This is a genomic window from Mesorhizobium humile (assembly GCF_033977215.1).
Classification (GTDB): domain Bacteria; phylum Pseudomonadota; class Alphaproteobacteria; order Rhizobiales; family Rhizobiaceae; genus Mesorhizobium; species Mesorhizobium humile.
Genome location: NZ_JAVIIV010000006.1, coordinates 175,616 through 199,412, shown reverse-complemented (window position 1 = coordinate 199,412; position 23,797 = coordinate 175,616). Strand labels below are relative to the sequence as shown.

Sequence of the window (23,797 nt, the reverse complement as noted above, 5' to 3'; positions counted from 1 at the left end):
CCGATGAACTGACCCTCTACTCAATTCTACGCCTTAACGATTTCTGGAGTTTTTCTGGTGTGTTTCTGGATTGTGTCTGAGGGCTTCCTGCAGTCCACACGACGCGCCGGGATGCGAACGGCGCATCGGCCGTACGCGGCAGCGAATGCGCGCTGGTGAGACCGGCAGGGGCTGTAGCCGGGAAGGGAGCGCGTCCAGAGGCGGCGGCGCCAAGTTAGATAATGGGACTATCCATCCTGACATGAATGCGCGAGCCGTCATGTTACGATGCCAATGAACACCAACCGGGCTTGCCATCAAATCAAGGGGAGAAAGTCGCCACGTCCAGTATCAACCGCCGCGCCTTGCTCTTCCACTCCAGCAGCGGCATTTTCGCCTCCATGGTGTCGGCAGCGGCTCACGCAGAGCCGCACCGAGAACGAGTAGCGCCCAAACTGCGGGCATTGATTCAGGCGCACGTGACAGCATACGCCGCGTTTGGCAAGGCCGTCCGCGAAATGGGTTGCAGCAGCCGCGACTATGACCAAGCCGACCGAGAGGAGGAGAGGGCGCTGCTAGCTATCTGCGCTTATCCTGCGGTCATCGAAGGCGATCGTCTTGCCAAGGCCCGATATCTTTTAGAGATCGAGGCGCGCGGTGAGCTCGACCTGCCGGAACAAATACAGGCTCTTCTTCGTTCGACGATGTTAAAGACGTGAGATCGGCCGTGCTGATCAGTCCGCCTGGCCCTCCGGATCGTCCGAAGATCGCCGGGCTGGCAAAGCATGCCTAAGCTTGCGGATGTCCGCTTCGCGCCCAAAAGCGGTCGTTGATGCTCAGAAATCGGCTTCCTGGAAATACTTGGCTTTCAGCCATGTGCTCGATGGTCCGCTCCTGTAGTGGCCATCGGCGCGCTTCGAGACAATGTTCTCGAGCCTGGTCTTCGCGACGGCGTGGGAGATCGCCAGCGCGCTGGCCTCGAAATGTTGGCTGTACTGGACTTTGCCAAGGCCCGCCCCAACCAGGCGACACAGCGTCTGCTTGCGCCGCAGCAGGGGCAAGGAGGCCAGATCGCGGCCGTCGAGATGGAGGATGTCGAACGCAACGAACGCCAGCCGGTTCGGCTCGTACCAAATCGCGGCTTCCAGCGCAGCGCAATCGGCGCCGCCCTGCTCACCTGGTACGATGACCTCGCCGTCGATAATGGCAGCCTGGCATGGCAGATCGACAGCCAGCGCGATGGCCCAGTATTTCGCGGTCCAGTCGCGGCCGTTCTTGCTGTAAAGACGTATGCCGCCCTTATCGATGATGACCTGCGTTCGGTAACCGTCAAAATCGATCTCGTGAACCCATCCCTCGTCTTGGGGAGGCTGCTGGACCCGACTCGCTAACTGCGGCGGAATGAACTCCAGCCGGCCGCCATTGAACTTGGCACGCTTACTCAATGACGCCACCTTTGGACCGGGCAGCGACGGCGTATCGGCACAGGCAGCGCCACATCCCCCCAACCTGGACGCCTGCCGCCTGTGCCGAGCCCCCGCCGAGCCGTTGCAAGCATCTTCGATCGCGGCCGGATTGTCGTTAGCCTCGCATCCATTTACTTATCTTGGCGTACATATCTCGCTGGGGACCGCGCTCTGGTTTCGGCCCTTGGTCGGTTTTCGGACGACCGGGTTAGTCCATCAGAAGCACTACAGCAGGATGCAGCTTCTTCAGATTCGGCAATGATTTCGACTGCCAGGGTATGTCGGGCGTTCCACGCACGATGAGTCTAACGTCTGGATGCTTGCGCACCTCGATGGTAAATTTCGCCAGCAGATTGATGCCGGAGGAGTTGAGAAACTGAAGGTCCTTTAAATTGAGCGTGATGGAGGATGGGTTCGAGGCAAGAACGCTGGCCGCCAAGGCCGTGACAGGCGCACCGGCCTCGGAACTGGCAAGCCGCATCGCGCCGTCGAAAAAAATTTCGCTTCCTTCAACCCACACCCGGTAGTCGTCTGTCTTGATTTCCATAATGTGGCTTCGTTTCATCTAGTTTTGCGTTTGCGAGATCGGAATGGAGGCATAGGTTTCCAAGCAAATCCGATCGCTTTCGTCGGCGGAGCTGAATATCCAGGCCAAGCGTGCGCCATAGTCGCTCATCAGCGTCAGCAATCCGAGACCGGAGCCTGCGACGTCGGGGTTCGCAGCATTCGCTTCAATTCGCTGTATCAGCCGATCCCTGGGGTCGCCAACCGTGATGTCCGCCAGGAGACTTTGGAATTCGGACGCGTTCTCGCCGTCGACATCGTTCGAGACTTTGAGCTTGAAGGAGTCCGAATCCATCGACGCCTCGATCACGATTTCGCCCGGCGCGCGAAACTTGACGGCATTTTCAATGAGCTCGTTGACCAGATACCCGATGCTGTGCCGCATCTCCACGTAGTCATTGCGGGACGACTGAAAGCGCAACGCGAAAAGATCGGCGATGAAGTCAGATGTGGTGGCACAATGACGCCAACTCAAATCGAGAGGCCCGTCGAACAGCCGCACCCGACTGATGCTCTCTTTCATCCCGATTGCAATGTCAGGGGTACCGAACAGCGTTGTCATTCCTATGTGCGCCTTATGATCACAAGGGTAATGTCGTCGTGGATCTTCTGGATGCCGATATGAGCCATCAGATCCTCGATGATACCGGCTTTGATTTCCTCCGCGCTCCTGCCGTGACGGTCTTCCACGCTCTGGCGGAGGCGCTCGAACCCGAACATCTTTCTCTCCTGGTCTTCCGCCTCGGTCACGCCGTCGGTGTGCAGCACGATCACGTCGCCGCTCCCGAATGGGATATCGCGCGTGGCAATGAACGGCGAGATGTCATTCTCCAGACCAACCGGCAGACCCAGATCAATCGTATCGATGCGCTCGACTTCCCCATCTGCGCGCATGACCAGCACGTCCTCGTGCTGGCCGGAGAGCGTCACCTGCTCGTCCTCGAAGTCAAGGAAGGCCAGCGAGAGATGCTTATCGGTCTTCGTCCGCTCGATGTTCTTGTAGATCGCTCTGTTCAGCCGATCCAGAAACCGGTGCGGATCCCCCTCGTTGGTCTCCTGCAGCGCGCGTGCGACGGATTGGACCATCAGCATCAGTACACCGCTCTCGAGACCATGGCCTGTCACGTCGCCAATGCCGATCTTGACCCGTGATCCGTTCTGCAGGACGTCGTAGTAGTCCCCACCGACCTCGTCCGCTGGCCGCATATAGGCTGCGATCTCCAGTCCCGGGATCGCTTCGAGTTCGACTGGCTTCGGCAGAACCATCATCTGGATGTGCCTGGCAACCGCGAGCTCGGCACCGAGGCGGACGTTTTCGTCGCGCAGCTTTTCGTTGAGCGCGGATATCTCCTGATTTGCGTCGCCGAGTTCTCTGGTTCGTTCGTCGACGAGCTGCTCGAGGTTTTCAGTGTGAAAGCTGATCTCTTCGGCCATGCGGTTGAACGCAATCCCAGCCGCCCCAACCTCGTCGCGCGTTGGAATGTTAACCCGCACGGAGTAATCCTTGGACTGCAGTCGCTGAGCGGCGCTGGCAAGCGCCCTCAGGCCCGCGGTGATCCGCTTGGAAATTCCGAGCACGGCCGCAAAGACGATCAGAAGCGAAACGATGATCGCGCCTATCTGAAAGAGCAGGATACGGTTGGTCGCGCGCGAAATGCTCTCCTGTGCGGCGAACAGGGACGCGTAGATCTCTCGTTCGGGAACGACGATGCCGACCGACATGGCTTCGGACTTGATCGGCCCCGAACTCCATAGATTGGTCGGCTTCAATCTCTTGAGGACTACAATGTAGGGAACGCGTTCGCCGTTGTTGTCGAGCGTAATGTGCTGAATGACACCATCATTGTTCCGGTCCAGGGGCAGCGACGCGATGGCCGGCTGCGTGCTTCCCCGCAGGGACCTCTCCAGGCCGGTCACGCCCTGCGTGCCGGCATCGCTCGATGACCTCAGGCCGATAATCGCCTGGCCCGAAGGATTGATCGCGACCACGTTCCCAGTCGACATCGTCAGGAAGCCGAAGCCGGTATCGGCGATCTTCACGCGCTCGACGACTTCCGCAAGCTGGTCGAGGGTTATGTCCGCCCCCGCCGTACCGGCGATGCCGGTGCGATCGCGCGTCCATAGCGGGTGGAAGAAGCTGACGATCAGCTTGCCGGTGATGGCATCGGTGTAGGGTGCCGTCTGGGTAATATCGTCAGGGACCGGGCGGGAAGCCGGATCCCTGGCCCATTGCTGCCAGGACCCATAGATCCCTGGAAAGAAGAACTCCCAGAACTCCGCCTTGTTGTGGCCTGGATAGAGCCGGTCGAAGGTCTGTGCCTGGTCCGTATACGGCACCGTCCTGAAGATTGGTCGCTCTTTCGGGCCGATGTAGTACATCTGCAGCTTGGACGGTCCGCTCGCCATGAGAGTCGGCGCGACGAGATCGATCACGGTACTGTCTTCTATCTCTTTTTGAACGCCTGGCAGCGGAGTGTGGTCGGCGCTCAGCAGGTAGCCCCAGACGCTGATCACAGAAGGCGCGCCCGGCAGGTTCTGCGCCCAATTCCCCTTCGCGTCGTAGACGACCTTCACGGAACCCGGCTCTTCATGCGCAAGCGTCGTTCCGACCTGTTGCTGTCTCGCCGGATCGTCGATCTGGGCCTGCAGCACGCCGGCGAGCGCTTTCACGTCGCCATGAACCCGATCGAGCAGCAGGTCCACACTCGACGCCGTCGAGTCGGCATAGGAACGAATGTATTCCTGGTTCGCGGTCGTCAGGCCTTCACCGACCTCCGACGTTGCATCGCGCGACAGCTTTTGGACATTCCAAAGCGCCAGCCCACCGCTCAGCAGGAGGTCGAACAGCACGGCGCCGCCAACGACCAATACAAATTTCGCCCGAAAGGAGCGCAGGCCGAAACGCGGCGTCTGCTCATTGTCGGCTTTCATTGTGGTCTTCGCCCCGATGCCACCCAGATCGGCCAGCCCGCGTAACCCTTGGAGTGAAGCGCAGCGAAAATGTGGTCCTGGAAGCCCTGCCGGAACCGTGCGACGAATTCCGGGTCATCGCCGCGTCTGGCCGCCATCTCGCCCGCATAGACATCCGCCCAGGCCGCGATGACATCGGCGAAGTCCTGCGGATCGCCGTCCAGGTTGGTGACCATGAAGGTTTCGACCCGTATATCTTCGAATCCGGCTTCGACCAGGTATCGCCGACTCTTCGGTCCAAGCTCGACGTCCATCTCAAAGTGCGCAAACAGCTTCGCCACCTCGTTGTAGGTCCAGCGAATGCTTTCGGCGCGAGGCTCGCCAAGGCAATGCGAATTCTTCTCGTTGGTGATGTAGACCCGGCCGCCCGGTTTGCAGATGCGATAGAGTTCCTTGAGGATGAGTTCGGGTCGGTTGAAGATCTGAAGGGAATGCCGGCAGGTGACCAAGTCGAACTGCGCTTCGTCGAGCAGCATTTCCGACGCATCGCCATAGGTATATTCGATGCCGCGGATATCGAACTCCCGCATCACCTGTCGGGCATAGGCGAGGCTGGACATGGAGTGGTCCAGGGCGACGATCCGCGATGGCTGGAATTCCTTCTGCACAAGCACGGCGAAATCACCGATCCCGCAACAGATGTCGGCCATGACGATGCCGGGTTTCATGCCGTGTCGCGGCAAGATTGCGCGCTCGTGGCGCCAGGTCATCTTTGTCTGCGTACGCAGGATGGGAACGAAGCCGCCTTCCTCGAGGAAGCCCTGCCCCGGATAGAATTGGGTGTCGTACTCCGCGACCTCTATGTTCGGCTCGATCGCGTTCAAGTGACCAAATTTCCGTGACGTCCATCCAACGACGCTTGAGGTGACGACGACGAATTTCAAATCCGGTCGAGCGCGGCAGGTGTCAAGAATGATCCTCGAAAAGGCATGAAATGCAGCGTTGTTCATCTGCGTCAGGCGTCTGACATTGATGTAAAGAACGCCGCGCACACGGCCGATCGCATCGCGGAGCAAGGCTATGCTGGGCGCAAGCTCATCGATCGCCTGGGGCCGGACGACCCCCGATATGGAGAACTCCTGATTGTTGGCGTCGTAATGCGCCTTGAAACGCGGGAGGAGGCTGTCGGGGCGCAATTTTATAAGCCCTCAAGCGGAATATCCACGACAAGCTTGATCGCATCGCCGTCGGCTTCCTCTACCTTGAGTGTCGCGTCGTAGTCGACGGCCAGTTCGAGGAGCAGGATCTCCCGAGTGGGCGCTAGATCCCCGGATACGGAGTTGAGATATCGCTCCCTGGCTTCGGACCCCGCGACCTGCGCCACGGCTTCCTCGTAGAACCGGCGTTCCTCCGGCACGCATGGAAATGTCAGCTCGATCCTGTCCGTCGCGCCTTGACGGGACACCCTGCATGCCAGTTCGCCGTCGGTATGGCGCGTGCGAAAGGCGACCTCCAGCAATTCGTTGAAGGCGGAGGAAAAGAGATTTGAGTGGCGGACTGAATCGGACCTGTTTTGCCCGATCATCCGGGCCATATAGGTCGAGACATAGTCGCAGTGCCTCCAGGTGGAGACAAAAGCGTTCATTTCCATGTCGATCTGGATCATCGGCTCGAAGGTCGGCTCGCCGGCCAGGTCGTGATGAACAGCTCCCATCGGCATCCTCCCTATTCATCCGTATTCGAGCACTGATGCGGCGACAGCCTCCGAGGCGGAAGACTTCGCTGCGGCCCTTGGATGAACCAGTCTCGCACTGACGTTAGAATTGCGCGGTATCTACCTCGAACGTTTCTACAAATCTCGACTTCATCGTTAACAAAGGGTGCAAGGCGCTATAGCGCCCGATTTGATTCCTCCATTGCCCGCAGCACCTTCCGCGGCGACCGCCTGATGAAATCCCTGGTTGGCTCGGCTCCGAGCGGCAGTCCCAGGAAATTGCCTTGCAGGCAATCGCAATTCTCGTTGATCAGCCACCGCGCCTGGCCTGACGTCTCCACCCCCTCGGCGGTGACGCTTATTCCCAGGCCGTGCGCCAGATTTATGATCGATCGCACGATCGTCTGGCTTTTGAGATCCGTCTCCAAGTCCGCGATGAAGTACTGATCGATCTTCAAGGTGTCGAAGGGAAAGTTCTTAAGGTAGCTCAGCGACGAATAGTAGGTGCCGAAATCGTCTAGCGAAATTCGTATTCCCAGCACATTCAGCGTATTCAACGTATCGATATTGTCGACCGTCTTCTCGAGAAGCACCGTTTCGGTTATCTCAAGCTCAAGCCGCTCGGCCCGGATTCCAACGGCGTCGATGATCTGAGCGACAGTGTCGGTCAGCGAACCGCTAAGGAACTGAGCCGGCGACAGGTTAACCGCGACCGTAAGCGAGGAAGGCCACGTCAACGCCTGGCGACAGGCTTCCTCAATCACCCATCGTCCAATCTCGTCCATCAGCCCGTCGGCTTCGGCGATCGGTATGAACACGCCGGGCCGAATGATCCCGACCTCGGGGTGCCGCCACCGCAGCAGCGCTTCAAAACCGATCACCAACGAAGGCGGCCGAATGAGCGGCTGATATTCAAGGTAGAGCTCGTCCCGTTCCAGCGCCGTTCGAAGGCTGCGCCGCAGATTCTCGCGTTGCTCGAGCAAGAGCAGCATCGAACGGTTGAACGTTCGAGCGCAACCGCGCCCATCCGTCTTGGCTGCGTAAAGAGCAATGTCGGCGGCTTTCATCAGCTGTTCGCCATCGGTCCCGTGCTCCGGCCCGAACGCAATTCCGATGCTCGAGCCGACGAAGACGGGAATGCCGTTGATGACGAACGGCTCCTTGAACGCATCCACCAGCGATCCGGCGAGGCGCTCTGCTTCCTCAGGCTGCGCCTTTCCCAATTGGATAACAGCGAACTCATCGCCGGCATACCGATACGCCGATTCGCCGTCCCGCAGCGCGTCGCGGATTCGGCCTGCTGCGAGTTGAAGGAGCGTGTCGCCCGCTCCATGGCCGAGCGTGTCGTTGACCGCCTTGAAGTCGTCGAGGTCGATTTGCAGCAGGGCAGCTTTCGGCTTTGATCCGCCGACGGCGGTCAGCGCCTGCTGCAGCCGCTCGCCGAAACGCCGCCTGTTCTCCAGCCCGGTCAGCACGTCGTGCGTCGCCTGATGGAGCAGAATTACATGTTCCTGCTCCTCCGCCGCACTCCGCCTGCCATGCTGCCGCGATTCGATGATGCCTACACCATTTGCAGAGCCGAAGACGAAAACGGACCGGGGAGCCTCGCCTGACGATCGCGGCAATTCAATGTTTGCCGGAGAGCCGCCCTGGAACACACGAAGAAATTCGTCGCGACACCTCGCATCGAGGAAGCCAGGGTAGACCTCCCAAATGGCGGCACCCGGCGTCACTGCGCCTCCGCAGATGTCTTTGAGACTGGCTGCGTAGTGCGTCAGGCGGAAGTCGCGGTCATAGAACGATACGAGATCGGCGGTGTTCGACAAGAGGTCGGCGAGAAGCGATTCGTCGGCACGTGGGGCGCTAGCGGGTGCCCCCTTACTCTCCTTGCCGGCGCCTGACGCCTTTGGATGCAAGTGTCACCTCCATAGGCGGTGTCAATGTGCGTCCCCCAGTCTAGAAATAACATGACTGTCGAACTTGGCAAACTTTCAACGCGCGTTCTCAACAAGCGGCATGCGCGACGCAGTTACGATGTAAGCTCCGCAGTGATTGGCGTTGTATTATCGACAATGGTTAATAGTCACAGTTCGTTGACAACCGGAATTGCCGCAAATTTGGCCATTCTAAAGAGCGCACGTCGGACGTGATTCAAAATATTGTGATTCGTAAGGCGGGACTGCCTGCGCGCGCCGGCAAGCCTGTTTCGAGCGCGCCATCCCAGCCATCGCCCAATCCCAAATCAACTGCCGAGCGCCTTTAGCCAACCTTCAAAGGATGGGGCCTTCTCATGTTCGGCAGGCGAGACAGAGGAGGTGGGGTGGGGCAACCCCGTGGAACTTCGGACCTCGCGCGGGCTGTAACCGAATTCCTTGCTGAATGCCCGGCTGAAATTGGCCCCCGAACTAAACCCCACGGCTTCCGCAATATCGGCAATGCGCCGGCTGTCCGCCGAATCGCTAAGCGCAACATGGGCGGCCAGAAGTCGGCGACTTTGTATGTAGTGGAGAACACCACCGCTCGGTTCGAACAACTGATAGAGACGAGAGCGCGATACGCCGAGCGCCCGGCACATCGAATCCGGGGTCAGATGAGCCGCATCCAGATTGTTGTGGACGTATCGGCGCGCTCGCTCCATCAGCGCGACGCTCGCCAATTGTTCGGTGGCTGCCGATTGGTCCGCCTGGGGCGAGAGGCAGGCAGTGATCATGCTGCGTGTTGCGTGCACGATACGAGGCAGATCATCAGCCGTGAGACTGCTCAGCCTGGCTTCGATGCTGTTGACGTAGTCGACCAAGAGGTTGGCAAAGTTGCCGGACAGAATTGAATTGTTCTTTGCGTCCAGGGTCGCCGTCGCCTGGGCGAACAGATCACGCGGCAAATAGACAAACAGGCTTTCGGATTCCGTTGTCCTGCCGCGAAACGGGTAGCCAAGCGATCTGATCTCCAATTTGCCCGGCTGGTTTTCCGCCACGCGGCGATCGACCTCCGTCCACGACCGGCCATTCCGTAGCAAGGCGATATACCAGTGATCGATCGAGCTGGACCGAAGCTTTGCGGAAGAACGCAGATAGCTATGCGCCGGCGCGCGCTGTTGGACAATCAGCATGCCACCGAGGTTCCAGGTCACATGGTCAGCGGGAAAGCCATCTTCGCGCGATTTGTCATCCGCCAACTTGACCTCGACAAGCGGTGCCATGAGTGCCTGCCAGGCGGCGAACTGATCCGGCGGCGCCAGTTCGCGCGTTGAAAACGCCAAGGGTTTGAGCGCCGGCGGAAGTGAGGTTGCAACCTCACAGTCTGCGTCGTCAGGTTGAGCTTCGCGCGGCCAACGACGTCGATCACGTTCCGGCGACTGCCGCGCACGCGCCTCGTCCTGTTTCTTAGCGTCCATCGCAGGGTGCCATATCCGAATCCGGTATGCCCGCGCCCATCCTCAATCATGTGGTGTGCACCAGGCATCTGGCAAGACCGGTGGGGCTGGAGTCCACAGAAGCCGTCCCATGCTGGGTGGCAGTAAGAAATGCATTCCGAGATAAGTTTTTGGATGCGGAGCTAACGACACTCTTCAACCTCGTGCGTATAGAATCTGGCACCGTGAAAGCGTAGTTGAGGAGACCACGAAATGAACGCAAAGCTGAAAGGAGAAGCTCGCCGGAAGATCATTCTCGATGGGTACTTTAACAACGAACCCTTGAAAGATATTGCGGCAAAGCTCGGATGCTCGCTGGCGAGTTTGAAAGTCAGCGCCAGCAAACTCGGCTGCACCAGAACCCCAAAAGAGGCGGCGGATTTCCGGCGGGGTTTTCACGTACCGGAAAACAAGCGGCAAGACTATTACCAACTGATGACATCCGGGCAATACAGATCTCGCGAGTGCGCCCAGATTCTAGGAATACTAATACCATAGTCGTGATGTATTGATTAGTACGGCAATAAGATTGCGAGCAATACCATCGCTCGAGCTTCAGTGATACAAGCCCGCCGCAAAGCACGGACGGCGGACCCTGAAAGGTTCGCTCAAATGCTGCGTCAGCGTTTCAATCGCACCTGTCTTAGCCCTCTCGATCTGGCTGTTTGCGAACGCGTCTTCAATCAGGTTTGCGCGGATGAACGGCTCGATCCCTTGGACCCGGACGCCGAAATTCTGGCGGTGATGGTTGTGGCAATTTATCGAAATGCTCACACCAGCGAACGCGAACTGCTGGAGGCGGTCAGATCTCGCCGGCAAAAGAACGCGGGAACCCCGCAATAGTGCATGTCGCCGAGGGCGCGCGATATGAATAGTCGGGCAGCCGCAAGTTATTCGATTGAGCTCTTCAAAAACTGCTCGAACACAAATCGTTTGCTGTCTCGCACGCTGCTTTCAATCGACTTCGCCTTGGCCTGATGCGCGGCGATCGCGCTGGCCAGCATGCAGCCCGTCCCGCGCATCGAACCGGCAAGCCGGAGCATGTCGAAACGAACCGGTTCCCCGTCGGATGTCAACAGCATGTCTGTTGATGTTGCCCCCGCCGCATGTCCGCCCTTGATGAGCAGTGCCGCGGCCCGGCCGCAAGCAATCGCCTTCCCTGCCGCAGCACTTCTTCGTCGTTGACGGCCAATTCCGAGCCGGCCAGCACCGCCAGTTCAATGAGATTCGGCGTGATCAGACGGCAAAGCGGCATGAGATCACGCTTCATGACTTCGACAGCATTCGGTTCCACCAGACCGGACATGGCTTCTCTGCGCCTCAATCTCGGCCGTTGAAGCCGGCTTGGCATGTTTCTGAAGCGGACATCATCAACAACAAAGCGAACGCGTCGCGTACAACGTTATCCAGCGGTCTCCTGCTCCATCTCTTTCATGTCCTGAAAACGGTCGGCAATCCGCGGGTGGACGCGGCCGCCGTCGGCGGCGCCGATGGCCACGACGATCTCGTCGGCGGCCGGGCCGTCGGCTATCTGGAAATTGGCGGTGATGAAATGCGAGCGGCGGCCGTTCTCGCTCTTGTGCATCATCGGCAGCGACAGCAGGGCGCCCGGCGCGTTGCGCGTGTTGCAGAATTCGAGATAGGTCGTGCCGCCGACGGCGTCGCGGAAGACATTGCCGAAGCGCAACGTGTGGATCATGGCCGACGCGTGCTCGATCTCGCCTGCCACCCCAACGGCCGCGGCCTTGCCATAGCTCTCGATACGCTCTGCCGGCATAAGCCCGAGCAGGCGGTGCGTAAGCTCATGCCCCAGCCGAGGTGCGATGGCCACGATCTCCGGCCGCAAATTCTCGACGAAGCCGCGCCCGGCCCATGGATTGCGCAGGACGGCGGCAACGACGATCGATGTTACCGGCCTGGCACCCGCCTTGCCGCCTTCGATGCGCACTTCCTCGATGAAGGTGCAGACTTTTCGCAATTCCATGATTTTGGGCCCCGTTGGTGGAAGTCCAGCCTAGTAAGGCCCAAGGGACTGGTATTCCTCCGGTTCGTAGGAAGAATCGGCGTGCACCCCGCTTGGAAGCGGTGTAGCGTTCGTATATCCGCGAGGGCTTAATTTAGCTCTTCGCGAGGCGGAAGACCGGGCGTGGACCACGAGTCGCAAATTCTCTCTTTGCGGGACGCCGCCAGCCTTATCAATTCGGGTGGCGATCTCCAGTCCGTGCTGCGCGACCTCGTGCTGGCAGCCTGCCGTCATGCCAAATGGACCCTGGGCTCGATCATGAGCATCGATGCGCCGCATGGCCACGCCTATGTCATCGTGCGCCACGACCCGACGCTCATTCAACGTACATTGCCGGACCGCTGGGAACTTGCGACCAGTCCGTCGATCGTCGCGCTCAATCGCAACGAGCCCGTCTATATCAGGGACGCGCGTGTATCCGAGGAGTTTCCCGGCTATCGCCGCGAGGCGTTCGAGCGCGACTATCGCAGCGTTCTCGTCATGCCGATGAACTGCGTCGACGAGGACGGCCGGCCGATGGTGCTGACGGTGGTCTCGCGCGAAATCACCGAGGTGAGCGCCGAGGATATCGCCTTCATCGGCATGATCGTGCATCTCGGCGAGATCGCGGTGGAGAAGCAGCATCGCCTGCGTCAGGAGAAGCAGGCCGGCGAGCGACTGCAGCGTGCCCTGCTGGCGCACACCACGCTTTTGCAGCAGGCGCTGTCGGAAGGGGCAGTTGCCGCGCTCGCCGACAAGGTCGGCGAGCTCTTACCCAATCCGGTCGTGGTCATCGATTTCCACGCCAATCTGATCGTCGCCGGTCGCTCGCCGAGCGAAGCGCACTTCGATGCAGCGTCCTGGCAGCAGGCCGTGGCCGGTCCGCTCAACCGGCAGATCGTCAAGGTCGCGCGCGGTGCGCCCGAAGCGCGCCAGAACGAGACGCTGTTCGTCGACGACGGCAAGCACCGGCTCAGGCTTTCGGTGCGTATCGAGCCGCTTACCATCGATGACGAAGTGGTTGGCGCGCTGATGATTTTTCCGACGCCGCAGCAGTCCGGCCAACTCGACCAGATGCTGCTGGACAGCGCCAAATTCGCGCTCAGCGTGCAGATGATGCGCAGCTTCGTCCGCTTCCGCTTCGAGACCAGGTCGCTGACCGAGCTTTTCCTGGAGGTCGTGGAGCGCCGCTGGCGCGATGAGGCCGATATCGTCAACCGCGCCCGCCGCTTGGGCGTCGACCTGACGGCGCCGCAAAGGCTGATCGTCGTCGACTACGCCGACGCGGCGAAGGACGGCAGCGGCGCCGATCCGCATCATGCCCTGGTCCGGCTGTTGGAACAGACAGGCGTGGCCGGCACCGTTATCGCCGTTGAAGGCGGCCTTGTCTGTCTCGTCGCAGACGATATCGGGCAGGACGGCATACGCGTGGGGAAGTTGCTCAACAAAATAGCCTCAGAGCTTGGCCGCTATTTCGAGCGTGAGCCGGCGATCCTGGGTTCTGAAGTGTGCACCTCGCTGGCCGATTATCCGACCGCGTGGGACCGTTGCCGCCGCATGATCCGCATCGGCCGTTCCTTCGGACGCACCGGCGTCTTCGCCGGCCAGGACTTCGGTCCGCTGCCGATGCTGGTCGCCGCCGCCGACGTGCCCGACGTGCGCAACTTCGTCGACAAAAGCGTCGGCGCGCTGATCGCGCATGACCGCGAGCACGGCACGCCCTATCTGGACACCCTGTTCGCCTATCTGCGCGAAGGCTGCCGCAGCCAGGCCTGCGCCGACGCCATCGGGCTGCATGTCACCACCTTGCGCTATCGCCTGTCACGCATGGAGGAGCTGTTCGGGATCAAGCTCGACACGCCCGAACAACGCTTCGCGGTCGAGCTGGCAATCCGCCTCAGCGGCATCATCGACAGCCGCGTGCCGGCAGCCCGCTAGAACCACTCCATCTCAAGATCGCTGCCGCCACATCGCATCCGCGCCGGGCACGGGCTCGTCGCGCTCGTGCTTGCTCGGGATGGCAGCAGCCTGTCGCGAAGTCTTTCCTACAGATCGGAGGAAGAACCGGTGCCGGCACCTGCCTAGCTTCCATCCCGCACAATGGAGGAAGCAATGGCGGACGCGGTGGCACAAAGGACGATCGACCCGATCGCTTTGCGTCGTGCCTTCGGCACCTTCGTCACCGGGGTTACCGTCATCACCACGCGCGATCGCGACGGCAATCCGCGTGGCATGACCGCCAATTCCTTCACCTCAGTTTCGCTCGACCCGCCGCTGCTCCTGGTCTGCGTCGGCAAGTCGGCGGCGAGCTTTCCGGCCTTCAACGAAACTCAGTCCTTCGCGGTCAATTTCCTGCATGAGGGGCAGGTGGATGTCTCGTCGGCGTTCGCCTCGAAGTCGGCCGACAAATTCCAGTCGGTCAAACATGACCGCGCGCACACCGGCGCGCCGGTCCTCACCGACAGCCTGACTTGGTTCGACTGCACCGTTCACAACCGCATCGAGGCCGGCGATCACATCATCCTGATCGGCCGGGTCCAGGCCTTCGGAACCAGCCCGTCGGCGCCGCTCGGCTTCTGCCGCGGCCGCTACGCCAGCGTGAAGGATCCGCTGCCGGCCGGTTGGCTGGCCTCGCAGGACATGATCATCGGCTATCTGGTCGAAGCGGGGAACCGCATCCTTCTGCGCGGCGACGGCAAGGGCGGCTGGGTGCTGCCGACCGCGCAGCGCCGCAAGGCCGACAGCCGGCTCGTCCTCGATGGAGGCGAGGCGTTGAGCCTCGTTCCTGAAAACACCTTCCTCTATTCGGTGTTCGACGTCGCCGATAGCGATCCCGGCTACCTGATCTACCGCGCCGAGCTCAACCGTGAGAGCACTGAAGCCGCACTGCCGGACGGTCACGCCTTCTTTGCCGTCGATGCGCTGCCCTACGAAAAGATCACCACGCACGAGCTGCGCGCCATGCTGCGCCGCTATGCGCGCGAGCGCCAGGACAAGCGCTTCGGCATCTACATGGACACCGGCGACGGCGGCCGCGTCGCCATGATCGACGGCCAGTCGCAATCGTGGACGCAGGCCGCGTCCGAATGATGATCCACGCAGGACTGACAGCATGAAAACGACGGTCGGATCGCTCGAAGGCTCACGCCAGGACCTGTTCATCGACGGCGCGTTCGTAGCGCCGAAGCAGGGGCAATATATCGACAGCTTCGACCCGACTACCGGCAAGCCCTGGTACCAGTTTGCCGAGGCCGACGCCGAGGATGTTGGGGCGGCCGTCGAGGCAGCTCGAGCCGCGTTCGTCAATCCGGCCTGGCGGCGCATGACCCAGACCGACCGCGGCAAGCTCGTCCGCCGGCTGGCGGAGCTGGTGCTGGAGCACGCCGACGAGCTCGCGCTGATCGAGACGCGCGACAATGGCAAGCTGCTCAAGGAAATGCGGGCACAGATGCGCGCCATGCCCGACAGCTACACCTATTTCGCCGGCATGGCCGACAAACTGCTCGGCGACACCATTCCCGTCAACAAGCTCGACATGCTGAATTTCAATCTGCGCGAGCCGATCGGCGTTGTCGGCATGATCACGCCGTGGAATTCGCCGCTGATGCTGCTCACCGGCACGCTGGCGCCATGCCTGGCGCTCGGCAACACGGTGGTCGTCAAGCCGTCCGAGCACGCCTCGGCTTCGACGCTCGCCCTGGCCGAGTTGATCATGGAGGCCGGGTTTCCCGCCGGCGTCGTCAACGTGGTGACCGGCACCGGCGCCGTGGCGGGCGACGCGCTGACCCGGCATCCAGGCATCGCCAAATTCGTCTTCACCGGCTCGACCGGAACCGGGCGCCGGATTGCCGCCAACGCGGCGGAGAACCTCATCCCCTGTTCGATGGAGCTCGGCGGCAAGTCACCCCATGTCGTCTTCGGCGACGTCGATATCGAGCATGCCGTCAACGGCGTCGTGTCCGGTGTCTTCGCGGCCGCGGGCCAGACCTGCGTCGCCGGCTCGCGTTGCTTTGTCGAGGCGAGCGCCTATGACCGCTTCGTCGAGGCGCTGGTCGAGCGCACCCGTCGCGTTCGGGTCGGGTTGCCGATGCAGGAGGACACCGACATCGGCCCGCTGGCGCTGTCGGCGCAGCTTGCCAAGGTGGAAACCTATGTCGCCTCGGGCGTGCGCCAGGGCGCCCGGATCGCGGCCGGCGGCAAGCGGCCGCAGGCGGACGAGCTCGCGGGCGGCTGGTATTTCGAACCGACCGTCATGACCGATGCCGACAACGGCATGGAGTTCATGCAGGAGGAGCTGTTCGGTCCCGTCGTCGGCGTCATTCCGTTCTCGTCGGAAGACGAGATGATCCGGCTCGCCAACGACACACGCTATGGGCTCGCCTCCGGCATTTGGACGCGCGATATCAACCGCGCCCTGCGCTTCGCCAGGAATGTCGAGGCCGGCACGGTCTGGATCAACACCTATCGCGCGTCCTCCTTCATGTCCGCCAATGGCGGCTTCAAGGAGAGCGGCTACGGGCGGCGCGGCGGCTTCGACGCCATGGAGGAGTTCTCGCGCTTGAAGAACGTCGTCATCGACTATTCGGGCGCCATGCAGGACCCGTTCGTCATCCGCCTTCGCTGACCATAACCCGACGCAACGACCGGGAGACCGACATGAAATTCGCCGTATCGCTGACCATGGAGCGCTTCTCGCCCGACATCCCGATGGAAAGGGTGAAGAGCAATCTGCTGGAACTCGCGCGCATGGCCGACGAGGGCGGCTTCGAGACGCTATGGACGGCGGAGCACCACACGATCGAATGCACGATCTCGCCCAATCCGCTGATGACGCTGACCTGGCTGGCCCAGCACACCGAGCAGATAAGGCTCGGCACCTCGACGCTGGTCGCGCCCTATTGGAGCCCGATCCGGCTGGCGGGCGAGGCCGCGCTTTGCGACCACCTGACCGGCGGGCGGCTGGAGTTCGGCATCGCGCGCGGTTCCTACCAGTATGAGTTCGACCGCATGGCAGGCGGCATGCCGCAGCAGGAAGGCGTCGCCTATCTGAAGGAACTGGTTCCGGCCGTGAAGAAACTGTGGGCCGAGGATTATGCCCATGACGGGCACTATTGGAAGTTTCCTTTAGCCGCCGGTGTGCCGAAGCCGCTGCAGAGGCCGCATCCGCCGGTCTGGGTCGCGGCGCGCGATCCCGGCACATTCGATTGGGCGGTCGGCATCGGCGCCTCGATCCTGTCGACGCCCTTGTCGGCGCCGGCGGCCGAGATCGCTGTGCTCGGTGAGAAATTCCGCAAGGCCGTCGCCGATCATCCGGAGGTGCCGCGTCCGCGCCTGATGATGCAGCGCCGCACCTGCGTCTACGAACGGGAACAGGATTGGGAGGTGGCGGTTGGGCATGCCATCGACTACGGCCGCGCCTTCGAGAACTTGTTCCAGAACATAGGCACTGTGAACAACGGCTTCCCCGAAGCGGTGCCCTACGAGAGCGTCAAGGGTAAGGACAACTACAATCCCGAAAACATCCGTCGCAACCTCATGTTCGGCACGCCGGACGAGGTGATCGAGAAACTGCTCGACTATGAGGCGGCGGGCGTCGATCAATATTGCCTCGGCCTCACGTTCAACCTGCCGTTCGAACTGCAGAAGAAGACGATCAAGCTGTGGGTCGACGAGGTGATGCCGATCTTTGCCGCGCGCGAGCGCGACAAGGCGCGCCAGGCAGCGAGGGCGTGACCATGGCGCGCTCGGGCCAGCTCGACGTCGAAGGCGTGCTGCTCAACTGGCGTCTCGAGGGCGAGGGCGGCGTGCCGCTGGTCTGCATCCACGGCGTCGGTTCCTATCTCGAAGCCTGGAATGGCGTGGCCGACCGGTTGAAGAACCACTTCGCGGTGCTCACCTTCGATCTGCGCGGCCATGGCCGCTCCAGCCGGGTCAAGGGCCGCTACGAGATCGACGATTTCGTCGGCGAGACGCTGGCGCTGGCCGATCATCTGGGGTTTTCGACTTTCAATCTGGCCGGGTTTTCGCTGGGTGGCCTTATCGCGCAGCGGCTTGCGCTGACGCATGCCGAGCGGCTGGAAAAACTGGTGCTTTTGTCGACCGTCGCCGGCCGTACGCCCGAGGAGCGGCAGGCGGTGCGCGGCCGGCTGGCGGCGCTGATGGCGAGCGACGCCTCGGCGCATCACGCCGCCTCGCTGTCGCGCTGGCTGACGGAGGATTTCCAGGACCGGAACCCGGAGATCATCGCCGAGCTGCGCGGGCGCGACGCCGAGAACGACCGTGACTGTTATGCCGCCGCCTACCGGGTTCTGGCCGAAACCGATTTCGGCGGCATCCTCGATCGCATCACCTGCCCGACGCTGATCGTGACCGGCGAGGACGACCAGGGCTCCAGCCCGCGCATGGCGCGGCTGATGCACGAACAGGTGCAGGGCTCCGAGCTCGCCATCCTGCCCGGGCTTCGCCATTCGATCCTGATCGAGGCACCGGCCCAAGTTGCCGCCGTGATGGGCGACTTCCTGTCGGGCGCCGGTCGGACGAAGGGAGTTGCCTCTCATGGCTGACAGCGCCGGCTTTCCCTGTGATCGGGGGAAGGGGAACGGCAAACATCCTCCGCGGCATCGGAAGACCGGAGCGGCCAGCCCGTCGCTAAATCCGCATGCTTTTTGGGGGAGCACGCCGGCCCGGCCAGCACGAAATTGCGGGTCATGACCAGACAGAAAGATCGTGACCGCATGGAACTGAACAACAACAGGGGAATAGAGACATGACATTCTGGAACAGACGACAGCTGACGATGGCCGCTATGGCGCTTGCGCTTGGCGCATATCCCGCCCACGCCGGGGCTGTGCTCGACCGCGTGACTTCAGCCGGCACGCTCAAGGTTGCGACAGACGCTAATTGGGCGCCGCAATCCTTCATGAATGCCAACAATGAGCTCGACGGTTTCGACGTCGACGTCGCCAAGGAGATCGGCAAGCATCTCGGCGTCAAAGTCGAGTTCGTCACACCCGGCTGGGACATCATCACGGCAGGCAACTGGGCGGGGCGCTGGGACATGCATGTCGGTTCAATGACGCCGACCAAGAAGCGCGCCGAGATCTTCAATTTCCCGGCAGTATACTACTACACGCCGGCGGCGGTCGCCGTGCACAAGGACAGCAAGGCCAAGACGCTTGCCGACCTCGACGGCAAGGTGGTTGGCGCCACCAGCACCTCCACCTTCGAAGCCTATGCCAAGAAGGAACTGACGCTCGACGCCGCCGGCGCGCCGCCATTCGAGTACAAGCTCAACCCGAAGGAAGTGCATTCCTACGAGAACTCGACCACCGCCTTCGACGACCTGCGCCTCGGCGACGGCGTGCGGCTGGACGCGGTGGTTTCCTCGCTTCCGTCGATCCTCGATGCGGTGAAGGCCGGCTATCCGATCAAGCAGGTGGGCGAGCCGGTGTTCTACGAGCCGCTGGCGATCGCCATCGAGCATGGCGATCCGGAACTGTCGGCCAAGATCGCCGACGCCGTGAAGGCGATGAAGGCGGACGGCACGCTGAGCAAGCTTTCGGAGAAATGGTACGGCCAGGATTATTCGAAGACGAACTAGTCCCTCCAAAGGCGGCCTGCCATTGGCGGGCCGCCGAACCGCCGGTGCTCAAATATGCTCTACCCGGATACCGTCGAGGCCGAAGTCCTCGTTCACAAGCCCTGGTTCGTGGCGACAATGTTCGGCGTCGTCCTGCTGGTGTTCATGGCCTTCAACCTGTCTGGCACCGGCTTCGCCGAACTGATGCGTCCGGTGATCGGCGAGCCCTCGACGAGCGGCCTTTACGGACGCTTCGCCATCGGCTTTGCGATTGCGGTGATCTTCACGCTGAACGTCGTGCTGATCGGTTTCGCGCCGCTTAAGTTGCAGATCGGCATCGTATGGCTCGAACTGCTGCTCCTGTTCATCGCCTTCTTCGAGACGTTTCACCTCAGCCTGCCTTTCATCCGCGAGAAGCTTCCGTTCCTGATCAGCCAGGGCGTGGTAACCACGCTCTACGTCTCGGCGATCTCCATCGTCATCGCTTCGGTCATCGCGGTGGCGGGCGCGGTCGCCAAGCTCTCCAGCAACGGTTTCGCCTACGCGATCGCCAGCTTCTACACCTCCTTCTTTCGCGGCCTGCCGCTGCTGATGCAAGTCTATCTGATCTATCTCGGGCTGCCGCAGCTCGGTTTCGTCATCAATGCCGTGCCCGCTGGCATCCTGGCGCTGTCGCTCTGCTACGGCGCCTACATGACCGAGATTTTTCGCTCCGGCATCCAGAGCATCGATCGCGGCCAGTGGGAGGCTTCGCGCTCGATGGGATTCGGCTTCGCCTTGACCATGCGCCGCATCATCCTGCCGCAGGCATTGCCGGTCATCATTCCGCCGACCGGCAACCAGTTCATCTCGATGCTGAAGGATTCCTCACTGGTCTCCGTCATCGGCGTGTGGGAGCTGATGTTCCTCGCGCGCACGCTCGGCCAGAAGACCTTCCAGCACATGGAAATGCTGATCTCGGCCGCCATGATCTACTGGGTGCTGTCGATCTGCCTCGAGCTGATCCAGTCCCGCATCGAACGGCACTATGCCAGGAGCAAGGTGCGATGAGTGTTCAAGCCATCATTGAAGCTAAGGCCGTTTCAAAATGGTACGGCCAGTTCCACGCGCTGAAGGACATCAACCTCACTGTGCACAAGGGCGAGCGCATCGTCATCTGCGGGCCGTCCGGCTCGGGCAAGTCGACATTGATCCGCTGCTTCAACCGCCTTGAAGCGCATCAGGAAGGCGACATCGTCATCAACGGTATTGCCCTGCATGGCAAGATGAACAACGTCGCTGCCGTGCGCTCCAACGTCGGCATGGTCTTCCAGCACTTCAACCTGTTCCCGCATATGACGGTGCTGATGAACTGCATGGCCGGACCGATGTGGGTCAAGGGCGTGTCCGCCGCGGAGGCACGCAAGACCGCTCTCCAGTTCCTGGAACGGGTTCGCATTCCCGAGCAGGCGAACAAGTTCCCGGTCCAGCTTTCCGGCGGCCAGCAGCAGCGCGTGGCGATCGCCCGCAGCCTGTGCATGAAACCCGATGTCATGCTGTTCGACGAGCCGACCTCAGCTCTTGACCCGGAAATGGTCTCGGAGGTGCTGGAGACGATGACCGGACTGGCCCGTGACGGCATGACCATGGTGTGCGTGACGCATGAAATGGGCTTTGCCCGCGCCGTGGCCGACCGCGTCATCTTCATGGACGCCGGACAGATCGTCGAAGAGGGCACGCCAGACGAGTTTTTCGCCCGCCCGCGGCATGCTCGGACGAAGCTGTTCCTCAGCCAGATCCTGAAGCATTAGCGACGCGCTTTAGGCAGGGTTGCGCGGTTAGAAGCGTTAGTTCCGTTATTGATTGATACTTTCGATCAGCTCCGCCAACCTGGCGCCGGCACGAGTGCTCGTAAGTCCGAGGTCGCTCACACTGCTCATGTGGTTGGCGTTCGGAAGGCTACAGATCGACACGGCCAGTTTCTGTTGGGAAAAATGTTCGGCCATTGCCTGAGCTTGGGCTTGAAATGGGAGTGTTTCCGTGGCGCCGAAAAGAATTTCGACCGCCACCGTACTGTCGAACCGATGGGTGACTGGGGAGAACCGGGCCACTTCATCGTCGGTGATCGCGATCTCTGCAGCGAGGAAGGAGTCTTGCAGCGGCTTCAAGTCATAGAGCCCTCCGAGCAGCAGCGCGGCTCTGACGCCAGACAGGCGGTCAGGATCGTTGAAGAGCATTGTCGCGATATGCGCCCCGGCAGAGTGGCCGCTAACTGTGAACTGGCCGGCGTTGCCGCCGTAGCTGGCAATATTCTGCTCTATCCAATGCCGCGCACGGCGCACCTGGTCGACAATCGTCGCCATTCTGACGGTCGGCATGAGCGCATAGTCGACAATGGCTGCTATCGCGCCGGCGGCCGTCACCGTGTCGGCGATATAGGAATAATCGCGTTTGGAAAACATGCGCCAATAGCCGCCGTGAATGAACATGTGCACCGGCAGTCCGTGCCGTTCTCCTTGCGGAAAAAACAGGTCGAGGGTTTCGGTATGCGCAGCACCGTAAGCGACGTCAGCGACCATCGGGATGTTCTGCCTCGTCTTGGCGCTGCGCTGAACGATGTCCGCGACGATCTCGTCGAACTCTGCGACGTGATCACGAATGCGGAACGGATCTTTCGGCATCTGGCTCATCAGATCGTCACGGCGATATACTTCGCTTCCATGAACTCGGCTATGCCGTGCTTCTGGCCGCCTTCACGTCCGAGCCCGCTCTGTTTGACGCCGCCGAAGGGCGCGGCGGGATCCGACATCAGGCCGCGATTGAGCGCGATCATGCCGGACTCGATCCTGGAAGCAACCCGCATGCCCTTGGCCAAGTCCCGGGTGTAGATGTAGGCGGCGAGACCGTACTCGGTGTCGTTGGCCCGAGCGATGGCCTCCGCCTCATTCTCGAATCGGCTGATGGGGGCCACCGGTCCGAAGATCTCCTCATGCGCCATTTCTGAATCCGAAGGGACGTCGGCGAGCACCGTCGGCGGATAGAAGAACCCCCTGTCCGCCGGCGCCTCGCCGCCGCACAGGACCTTGGCGCCACGCGTCACCGCGTCCTGGACAAGGCGGTCGATCTTGGCGACAGCTTTCCTGGTGATCATCGGACCACATTCCGTATCGGCCTCCGTGCCCGGGCCGACACGGAGCGCCGCCATGCGTCTGCGCAGGCCCTCGGCGAAAGCGTCATGGATGCCGGCCTGGACATAGAGCCGATTGGCCGCCGTGCAGGCCTCGCCGGCATTGCGCATCTTGGCGATCATGGCGCCGTCGAGGGCGGCTTCCAGATCGGCGTCGTCAAAGACGATGAACGGCGCGTTGCCGCCAAGCTCCATGGAACAGGAGATGACATGCTTCGCGGCCTCGGCCAGGAGCAATCGCCCGATACCGGTCGAGCCGGTGAACGACAACTTGCGCACGCGCGCATCGGCCAACATGGCCGCGGTCAGCGGTCCAGGATCGGACGTGGTGATGACGTTGACGACGCCGGGCGGCACGCCTGCCTCTTCGTAGAGCGCCGCAAGCGCATAAGCTGTCAGCGGCGTCTCGCTGGCAGGCTTCAGGATCACAGTGCAACCCGCTGCGAGCGCCGGCGCGATCTTGCGCGTCGCCATGGCGGCAGGGAAATTCCACGGCGTGATCAGAATGCAAATGCCGATGGGCTGGTAGTCAACCACGATCCGGTTTGCGCCGGACGGCGCAAGATTGTACTCGCCGCTGATGCGAACCGCTTCCTCCGCGTACCAGCGAAAGAACTCTGCCGCGTATGCGACTTCGCCGCGCGCATCGCGCAGGGTTTTGCCGTTCTCCAGGGAGATCAGCGCGGCCAAGGTCTCAGCGCGTTCGGTCATCAGCTCGAAGCAGCGCCGCAGGATCTCGGAGCGGCGACGCGGCGGGGTTCCGCGCCACGCTTCGGCCGCGGCTGCGGCCGCTTCCACCGCGTCGGCGGTGTCGCCGAGCGTCGCGTCCGGCACCGCCGCAATCACGGCTTCGGTCGAAGGGTCAACCACTTCGATGACACGGCCGTCGGACGCCGGCCGCCACTTGCCGCCGATATAGAGGCCGTGGGCGAAGGTGATGTAGTCGGACATATCTTGATCCTGGTCGAATTGGTCTTGGAGGATGTTCATGGATTTGGCTCCAGC

At 61.6% G+C, this 23,797-nt stretch carries 22 protein-coding genes and 1 pseudogene; 11 read left to right on the top strand and 12 right to left on the bottom strand.

What is annotated here, in order from left to right; all coding sequences use genetic code 11:
• The first annotated feature begins 245 nt into the window (after positions 1-245).
• Positions 246-698: a hypothetical protein gene (locus tag RFM52_RS12320; RefSeq protein WP_320293682.1), complete on the top strand. Its 453-nt coding sequence runs from the start codon at positions 246-248 to the stop codon at positions 696-698.
• 117 nt (positions 699-815) lie between these two features.
• Here RFM52_RS12320 and RFM52_RS12315 read toward each other — a convergent pair whose 3' ends face one another.
• The 8 genes from RFM52_RS12315 to RFM52_RS12280 all read right to left on the bottom strand — a co-directional run bounded on the left by RFM52_RS12315 (position 816) and on the right by RFM52_RS12280 (position 10,027).
• Positions 816-1,424, bottom strand: coding sequence for an ATP-dependent DNA ligase (locus tag RFM52_RS12315; protein WP_320293683.1), 609 nt, complete (start codon positions 1,422-1,424; stop codon positions 816-818).
• Between the two features lie 229 nt (positions 1,425-1,653).
• A complete protein-coding gene (locus RFM52_RS12310) occupies positions 1,654-1,992 on the bottom strand; it encodes a slr1659 superfamily regulator (RefSeq protein WP_320293684.1) in 339 nt (112 codons plus the stop codon).
• Positions 1,993-2,010: 18 nt separating this feature from the next.
• Complete coding sequence (locus RFM52_RS12305) at positions 2,011-2,571, bottom strand: slr1658 superfamily regulator (protein ID WP_320293685.1); 561 nt, start codon at positions 2,569-2,571, stop codon at positions 2,011-2,013.
• Between the two features lie 2 nt (positions 2,572-2,573).
• A complete protein-coding gene (locus tag RFM52_RS12300) occupies positions 2,574-4,940 on the bottom strand; it encodes a SpoIIE family protein phosphatase (protein ID WP_320293686.1) in 2,367 nt (788 codons plus the stop codon).
• Entirely contained in the window at positions 4,937-6,115 is a 1,179-nt protein-coding gene (locus tag RFM52_RS12295) for a methyltransferase domain-containing protein (RefSeq protein WP_320293687.1), read from the bottom strand. Before RFM52_RS12295 ends, RFM52_RS12300 begins: the two co-directional genes overlap by 4 nt.
• A 2-nt stretch (positions 6,116-6,117) precedes the next feature.
• Positions 6,118-6,633, bottom strand: coding sequence for a ubiquinone biosynthesis methyltransferase UbiE (locus tag RFM52_RS12290; protein ID WP_320293688.1), 516 nt, complete (start codon positions 6,631-6,633; stop codon positions 6,118-6,120).
• 176 nt (positions 6,634-6,809) lie between these two features.
• Entirely contained in the window at positions 6,810-8,459 is a 1,650-nt protein-coding gene (locus tag RFM52_RS12285) for a putative bifunctional diguanylate cyclase/phosphodiesterase (protein ID WP_320293689.1), read from the bottom strand.
• Between the two features lie 416 nt (positions 8,460-8,875).
• A complete protein-coding gene (locus tag RFM52_RS12280; RefSeq protein ID WP_320293690.1) occupies positions 8,876-10,027 on the bottom strand; it encodes an AraC family transcriptional regulator in 1,152 nt (383 codons plus the stop codon).
• Between the two features lie 231 nt (positions 10,028-10,258).
• Here RFM52_RS12280 and RFM52_RS12275 point away from each other — a divergent pair, with 231 nt between their 5' ends.
• The gene (locus RFM52_RS12275; RefSeq protein ID WP_320293691.1) at positions 10,259-10,543 is read left to right on the top strand and encodes a hypothetical protein; all 285 of its coding nucleotides are present in this window, start codon (positions 10,259-10,261) and stop codon (positions 10,541-10,543) included.
• A gap of 114 nt (positions 10,544-10,657) precedes the next feature.
• Entirely contained in the window at positions 10,658-10,888 is a 231-nt protein-coding gene (locus RFM52_RS12270) for a hypothetical protein (RefSeq protein ID WP_320293692.1), read from the top strand.
• A gap of 47 nt (positions 10,889-10,935) precedes the next feature.
• On the opposite strand, the pseudogene RFM52_RS12265 reads toward RFM52_RS12270, so the two are convergent.
• Together RFM52_RS12265 and RFM52_RS12260 are read right to left on the bottom strand one after the other, a co-directional pair.
• Positions 10,936-11,300, bottom strand: a pseudogene (locus RFM52_RS12265) (bifunctional hydroxymethylpyrimidine kinase/phosphomethylpyrimidine kinase).
• A gap of 147 nt (positions 11,301-11,447) precedes the next feature.
• On the bottom strand, positions 11,448-12,029 hold the full coding sequence (locus RFM52_RS12260) for an amino acid synthesis family protein (protein WP_320293694.1): 582 nt from the start codon (positions 12,027-12,029) through the stop codon (positions 11,448-11,450).
• A 162-nt stretch (positions 12,030-12,191) separates the two neighbouring features.
• Between RFM52_RS12260 and RFM52_RS12255 the strand changes: the two genes are divergently transcribed.
• The 8 genes from RFM52_RS12255 (at position 12,192) to RFM52_RS12220 (ending at position 21,416) form a co-directional block, all read left to right on the top strand.
• A complete protein-coding gene (locus tag RFM52_RS12255; protein ID WP_320293695.1) occupies positions 12,192-13,985 on the top strand; it encodes a helix-turn-helix domain-containing protein in 1,794 nt (597 codons plus the stop codon).
• Between the two features lie 174 nt (positions 13,986-14,159).
• A complete protein-coding gene (locus RFM52_RS12250; RefSeq protein ID WP_320293696.1) occupies positions 14,160-15,137 on the top strand; it encodes a flavin reductase family protein in 978 nt (325 codons plus the stop codon).
• A 22-nt stretch (positions 15,138-15,159) separates the two neighbouring features.
• On the top strand, positions 15,160-16,671 hold the full coding sequence (locus RFM52_RS12245) for an aldehyde dehydrogenase (RefSeq protein WP_320293697.1): 1,512 nt from the start codon (positions 15,160-15,162) through the stop codon (positions 16,669-16,671).
• Positions 16,672-16,703: 32 nt separating this feature from the next.
• Positions 16,704-17,780 (top strand): LLM class flavin-dependent oxidoreductase, encoded by a 1,077-nt coding sequence (locus RFM52_RS12240; protein WP_320293698.1) that lies wholly within the window; start codon positions 16,704-16,706, stop codon positions 17,778-17,780.
• A 2-nt stretch (positions 17,781-17,782) separates the two neighbouring features.
• A complete protein-coding gene (locus RFM52_RS12235) occupies positions 17,783-18,610 on the top strand; it encodes an alpha/beta fold hydrolase (protein WP_320293779.1) in 828 nt (275 codons plus the stop codon).
• A 203-nt stretch (positions 18,611-18,813) separates the two neighbouring features.
• Positions 18,814-19,647, top strand: a complete 834-nt coding sequence (locus tag RFM52_RS12230; RefSeq protein ID WP_320293699.1) for a transporter substrate-binding domain-containing protein — start codon at positions 18,814-18,816, stop codon at positions 19,645-19,647.
• 54 nt (positions 19,648-19,701) lie between these two features.
• Complete coding sequence (locus RFM52_RS12225) at positions 19,702-20,676, top strand: amino acid ABC transporter permease (protein ID WP_320293700.1); 975 nt, start codon at positions 19,702-19,704, stop codon at positions 20,674-20,676.
• Entirely contained in the window at positions 20,673-21,416 is a 744-nt protein-coding gene (locus RFM52_RS12220) for an amino acid ABC transporter ATP-binding protein (RefSeq protein ID WP_320293701.1), read from the top strand. The genes RFM52_RS12225 and RFM52_RS12220 overlap by 4 nt, the downstream gene beginning before the upstream one ends.
• A gap of 45 nt (positions 21,417-21,461) precedes the next feature.
• Here the strand turns inward: RFM52_RS12220 and RFM52_RS12215 are convergent, their stop codons facing one another.
• Positions 21,462-22,295, bottom strand: a complete 834-nt coding sequence (locus RFM52_RS12215; protein ID WP_320293702.1) for an alpha/beta hydrolase — start codon at positions 22,293-22,295, stop codon at positions 21,462-21,464.
• Positions 22,295-23,782, bottom strand: a complete 1,488-nt coding sequence (locus tag RFM52_RS12210) for an NAD-dependent succinate-semialdehyde dehydrogenase (protein ID WP_320293703.1) — start codon at positions 23,780-23,782, stop codon at positions 22,295-22,297. The genes RFM52_RS12215 and RFM52_RS12210 overlap by 1 nt, the downstream gene beginning before the upstream one ends.
• Positions 23,783-23,797 lie beyond the last annotated feature (15 nt).

Coding starts and splice junctions, on each gene's coding strand:
- RFM52_RS12280 (WP_320293690.1), bottom strand. CDS start 10,027: ATGGACGCTAAGAAACAGGACGAGGCGCGTGCGCGGCAGTCGCCGGAA.
- RFM52_RS12310 (WP_320293684.1), bottom strand. CDS start 1,992: ATGGAAATCAAGACAGACGACTACCGGGTGTGGGTTGAAGGAAGCGAA.
- RFM52_RS12210 (WP_320293703.1), bottom strand. CDS start 23,782: ATGAACATCCTCCAAGACCAATTCGACCAGGATCAAGATATGTCCGAC.
- RFM52_RS12260 (WP_320293694.1), bottom strand. CDS start 12,029: ATGGAATTGCGAAAAGTCTGCACCTTCATCGAGGAAGTGCGCATCGAA.
- RFM52_RS12235 (WP_320293779.1), top strand. CDS start 17,783: ATGGCGCGCTCGGGCCAGCTCGACGTCGAAGGCGTGCTGCTCAACTGG.
- RFM52_RS12230 (WP_320293699.1), top strand. CDS start 18,814: ATGACATTCTGGAACAGACGACAGCTGACGATGGCCGCTATGGCGCTT.
- RFM52_RS12240 (WP_320293698.1), top strand. CDS start 16,704: ATGAAATTCGCCGTATCGCTGACCATGGAGCGCTTCTCGCCCGACATC.
- RFM52_RS12215 (WP_320293702.1), bottom strand. CDS start 22,295: ATGAGCCAGATGCCGAAAGATCCGTTCCGCATTCGTGATCACGTCGCA.
- RFM52_RS12225 (WP_320293700.1), top strand. CDS start 19,702: ATGCTCTACCCGGATACCGTCGAGGCCGAAGTCCTCGTTCACAAGCCC.
- RFM52_RS12300 (WP_320293686.1), bottom strand. CDS start 4,940: ATGAAAGCCGACAATGAGCAGACGCCGCGTTTCGGCCTGCGCTCCTTT.
- RFM52_RS12275 (WP_320293691.1), top strand. CDS start 10,259: ATGAACGCAAAGCTGAAAGGAGAAGCTCGCCGGAAGATCATTCTCGAT.
- RFM52_RS12320 (WP_320293682.1), top strand. CDS start 246: ATGCGCGAGCCGTCATGTTACGATGCCAATGAACACCAACCGGGCTTG.
- RFM52_RS12220 (WP_320293701.1), top strand. CDS start 20,673: ATGAGTGTTCAAGCCATCATTGAAGCTAAGGCCGTTTCAAAATGGTAC.
- RFM52_RS12270 (WP_320293692.1), top strand. CDS start 10,658: ATGCTGCGTCAGCGTTTCAATCGCACCTGTCTTAGCCCTCTCGATCTG.
- RFM52_RS12245 (WP_320293697.1), top strand. CDS start 15,160: ATGAAAACGACGGTCGGATCGCTCGAAGGCTCACGCCAGGACCTGTTC.
- RFM52_RS12290 (WP_320293688.1), bottom strand. CDS start 6,633: ATGGGAGCTGTTCATCACGACCTGGCCGGCGAGCCGACCTTCGAGCCG.
- RFM52_RS12305 (WP_320293685.1), bottom strand. CDS start 2,571: ATGACAACGCTGTTCGGTACCCCTGACATTGCAATCGGGATGAAAGAG.
- RFM52_RS12250 (WP_320293696.1), top strand. CDS start 14,160: ATGGCGGACGCGGTGGCACAAAGGACGATCGACCCGATCGCTTTGCGT.